Raw genomic sequence first — 3,868 nt, 5'->3', positions numbered from 1 at the left:
CGGTGCCGACGCCCGGCACCCTCGAACTCGGTACCGGTCACCAGCGGCACCGGCAGCAGCAGCGCCCCGGGCGCGCCGAAGCCGACGTCCGCCAGATACGGCAGCGGCTCGCCCGGCACCTCGACCCTCAGCATCGCGTGCGTCCGGGGCCGGCTCTCCGGAGTCGCCGCGCCCACCACCACCCGGGCGGCCAGCGGGGTCACCCGGAAACCGAACGCCTCCAGCGCCAGCCGGAGCAGGGTGTTGTGCTCGTAGCAGTAGCCGCCGCGCCGGCCGTGGATCATCTTGGCCGTCAGGTCGGCGGGCGCCAGGGACGGAGCCCTGCCGAGCACCGGGTCCAGGTTCTCGAAGGGCAGCGACAGCGCGTGCGCCAGGTGCACGCCCCGCAGGATCTCCAGGTCGGCCCGCCGCTCGCCCTTCCAGCCGATGCGGTCGAGATAGGCGTCCAGGTCGTACGTCGGGGTCTGCTCGGTCTCGGACATGCCCCGAACCTATGCCGGTCCCGCCGCCCGTACCGCGTCCGGCGGACGGAACCGCGCTACTCCCCTGGACCTAGGACCTCCACCCGCACCGCGCACGACTTGAACTCCGGCATCCGGGAGGTCGGGTCCAGGGCCGGGTTGGTGAGCGTGTTCGCGCGGCCCTCGCCCGGCCAGTGGAACGGCATGAACACGGTGTCGGGCCGGATGGCGGGGGTGATCCGCGCCGGCGCCACGGCCCGGCCGCGCCGGGACACCACCGCGACCGGATCGCCGTCCGCCGCGCCCAGCCGGGCCGCGAGCCGCGGATGCAGCTCCACGAACGGTCCGGGCGCCGCCGCGTTCAGCTCCGCCACCCGCCGGGTCTGCGCCCCCGACTGGTACTGCGACACCACCCGCCCGGTGGTCAGCAGCAGCGGGTACTCACTGTCCGGCTCCTCCGCCGTCGCCCGGTGGAACACCGGCACGAACCGCGCCCGCCCGTCGGGCGTGGCGAACCGGTCGAGGAACAGCCGCGGGGTACCGGGGTGCCCCCCGACGACACGCGGCACGGTCCGGACGAGCCGGGCCTCGGACGCGGCCTCGGTGCCGGTGGTGGGGTGACCGGGCAGTGGGGCTGGAGGGGCGAGAGGGGTGAGGCCGGGGACGGCCTCCGACGCCGGGTCGTCCGGCAGCACGTCCAGAGCCGCGTCCTCCCCGTCGACCGCGAGCGAGCCCCCGGCTCCGGCCGCCGAGCCGTCCGCGCCGGCCGCCATGCCGCCACCCGCGTCCGCAGTCGTGCGGCCGTCGGCGCCGGCGGTTCCGGCGGCGGACGCGTGCTGTGCCGTCCCCGCGCCCGCGCCCTCGGAGACCCCCTCGGGCCCGCCGGCGACTGCCACGGGCGTTCCGGGCTCGGTTCCGCCCGGGAACCTGCCCTCGGCCGCCGCCGTGCCCGCGCCGCCGTCTTGGGCCCCGCCCGGGAACCTGCCCTCGGCCGCCGCCGCGCCCGCGCCGGCGTCTTCGGCCCCCGCCGTGCCCGCGCCCTCGGCTGTGTCCGCCGCCCCGTCCGGGGCCGCAGCCCCGCCGTCCGCCGTCGCGCCCGCCCCGGTCGAGTCCTCCGGGCACGGCCAGAAGACGCCGTTCTCCTCCGCCAGGCGGCGGTAGGTGATGCCCGAGTAGTCGGCGGGGCCGCCGGCGCTGGCGCGGCGGAGTTCCTCGAAGACCTCCTCGGGGTCGGTCGGGAAGCCCTTCTCCACGCCGAGGCGGTCGGCCAGTTCGTGCAGGACGTACAGGTCGCTGTGGACGCCCGGCGGCGGGGTGACCGCCTGCCGGCGCAGCAGCACGCGGCCCTCCAGGCTGGTCGTCGTGCCCGTCTCCTCCGCCCACTGGGTGACCGGCAGCACCACGTCCGCCAGCTCCGCCGTCTCCGACAGGACGACGTCGGCCACCGCGAGGAAGTCCAGGGAGCGCAGGCGCTGCTCGACGTGGGCCGCGCGAGGGGCCGACACCACCGGGTTGGAGCCCATCAGCAGCAGGGCGCGGACGTCCGTGCCGAGGGCGTCGAGGAGTTCGTACGCGCTGCGCCCGGGCCCGGGAAGCGCGTCCGGGTCCACGCCCCACACCCCGGCCACGTGCGCCCGCGCCGCCGGGTCGTCCAGCTTGCGGTAGCCGGGCAACTGGTCGGCCTTCTGGCCGTGTTCGCGTCCGCCCTGCCCGTTGCCCTGCCCGGTCAGACAGCCGTACCCGGACAGCGGGCGCCCCGCCCGGCCGGTCGCCAGGCAGAGGTTGATCCACGCGCCCACCGTGTCCGTGCCCTTGGACTGCTGTTCCGGCCCGCGCGCGGTGAGCACCATCGCCGTCTCGGGCGCGCAGAACAGCCGTACCGCCTCCCGCAGTTCGGGAACGGACACCCCCGTGATCCGCTCCACGTGCTCCGGCCAGTGCGCCATCGCCGCGGCCCGGGCCTCCTCCCACCCGGTGGTCCGCTCCCGGATGTACTCCTCGTCCGTCCGTCCCTCCGCCACCACCAGGTGCAACAGGCCGAGCGCGAGCGCGAGATCGGTACCGGGCCGGGGCGCGAGGTGCAGGTCGGCCTGCTCGGCGGTCCTGGTCCGGCGCGGGTCGACGACGATCAGCGTGCCGCCGTTCTCCCGCAGCTCCGTGAAGAAGCGCAGCGACGGCGGCATGGTCTCGGCCAGGTTGGACCCGACGAGGATCACGCACCCGGTCTTCGGGATGTCCTCCAGCGGGAACGGCAGCCCCCGGTCCAGACCGAACGCCTTCGTGCCCGCCGCCGCGGCCGACGACATGCAGAACCGGCCGTTGTAGTCGATCTGCGAGGTGCCCAGCACCACCCGGGCGAACTTGCCGAGCGCGTACGCCTTCTCGTTGGTCAGCCCGCCCCCGCCGAACACCCCGAGCGCGTCCGGCCCGTACCGTTCCCGCGTCGCCCCCAGCCGCTCGGCGATCAGGTCCAGCGCCCGCGGCCAGCTCGCCTCCACCAGCCGGCCGCCCTCCCGCACCAGCGGCGCGGTCAGCCGCAGAGCCGGGGACAGCACCTGGGCCGCCGTACGGCCCTTGCCGCACAGCGCCCCCCGGTTGACGGGGAAGTCCGGACGCTCGGTGACCTCGACGCCCCCCTGGGGCAGGGGCGTGATGTTCATCCCGCACTGCAAGGCGCAGTACGGGCAGTGGGTGGGCGTCGAGGTGTTCTCCATACCGCCCAGCGTGCGTCCCGCGTGTTACGCCCCCGTGTCGTCCCCGGTTACACCCCCGGCACGGCGACCTCCCCGTGCCGTCCCGCCCGCCGTGAGGCGACCGTCACCGCCCCGCGGCCAGCGCCCGCGCCACCCCCGGCTCCGCCGGCCCGAGGAACCGCGGGTCCGGCCGCAGCACCGCGTCCAGCGCCGCCTTGCCCGCCGCGAACACCTCCCGCGCCCCGCCGTAGTACCAGGTCACGTCGTGTTTCGCGGCGACCCCGACGCCGTACGAGTCGACCCCCGCCGCCTCGCACAGCGCCACCGCCCGCCGGATGTGGAAGCCCTGGCTGATCAGCACCGCCCGGTCCACCCCGAAGATCTTCTTGGCCCGGACGCAGGAGTCCCAGGTGTCGAACCCGGCGTAGTCGCTGACGATCCGCGCGTCCGGCACCCCGTGCTTCGTGAGGTACGCGCGCATGGCGTCGGGCTCGTCGTAGTCCTCCCGGCTGTTGTCCCCGGTGACGAGGACGACCTCGATCCGTCCCGTCCGGTACAGCTCGGCCGCCGCGTCCAGCCGGTGCGCGAGGTACGGCGACGGCTCTCCCTGCCACAGCCCGGCCCCGAACACCACCGCGACCTCGGTGCGCGGCACGTCCGCCGTCGTCCGCAGCCGGTCCGCCGTGGACACCCGCAGCCAGGTCGCCGGCAGCA

At 75.9% G+C, this 3,868-nt stretch carries 3 protein-coding genes; all 3 read right to left on the bottom strand.

Annotated features, from left to right (window positions below):
* A partial coding sequence (locus CCN44_RS27445) for an arylamine N-acetyltransferase family protein (protein WP_143649982.1) occupies nucleotides 1-482 on the bottom strand: 482 nt, incomplete at its 3' end.
* A gap of 56 nt (nucleotides 483-538) precedes the next feature.
* Complete coding sequence (locus CCN44_RS27440; protein WP_107502111.1) at nucleotides 539-3,175, bottom strand: molybdopterin oxidoreductase family protein; 2,637 nt, start codon at nucleotides 3,173-3,175, stop codon at nucleotides 539-541.
* A 103-nt stretch (nucleotides 3,176-3,278) separates the two neighbouring features.
* Nucleotides 3,279-3,866, bottom strand: a complete 588-nt coding sequence (locus CCN44_RS27435) for a SanA/YdcF family protein (RefSeq protein WP_244203974.1) — start codon at nucleotides 3,864-3,866, stop codon at nucleotides 3,279-3,281.
* Between the last annotated feature and the right edge of the window lie 2 nt (nucleotides 3,867-3,868).

The sequence above is a fragment of the Streptomyces tricolor genome (assembly GCF_002155905.1).
Taxonomy (GTDB): domain Bacteria; phylum Actinomycetota; class Actinomycetes; order Streptomycetales; family Streptomycetaceae; genus Streptomyces; species Streptomyces tricolor.
Note: the sequence above shows the minus strand (reverse complement) of the source record. Positions and strands in the feature narration are given on the sequence as shown.

What these genes read in the sequence shown, in the direction of transcription:
- CCN44_RS27440 (WP_107502111.1), bottom strand. Translation starts at nt 3,175, where the DNA reads ATGGAGAACACCTCGACGCCCACCCACTGCCCGTACTGCGCCTTGCAG.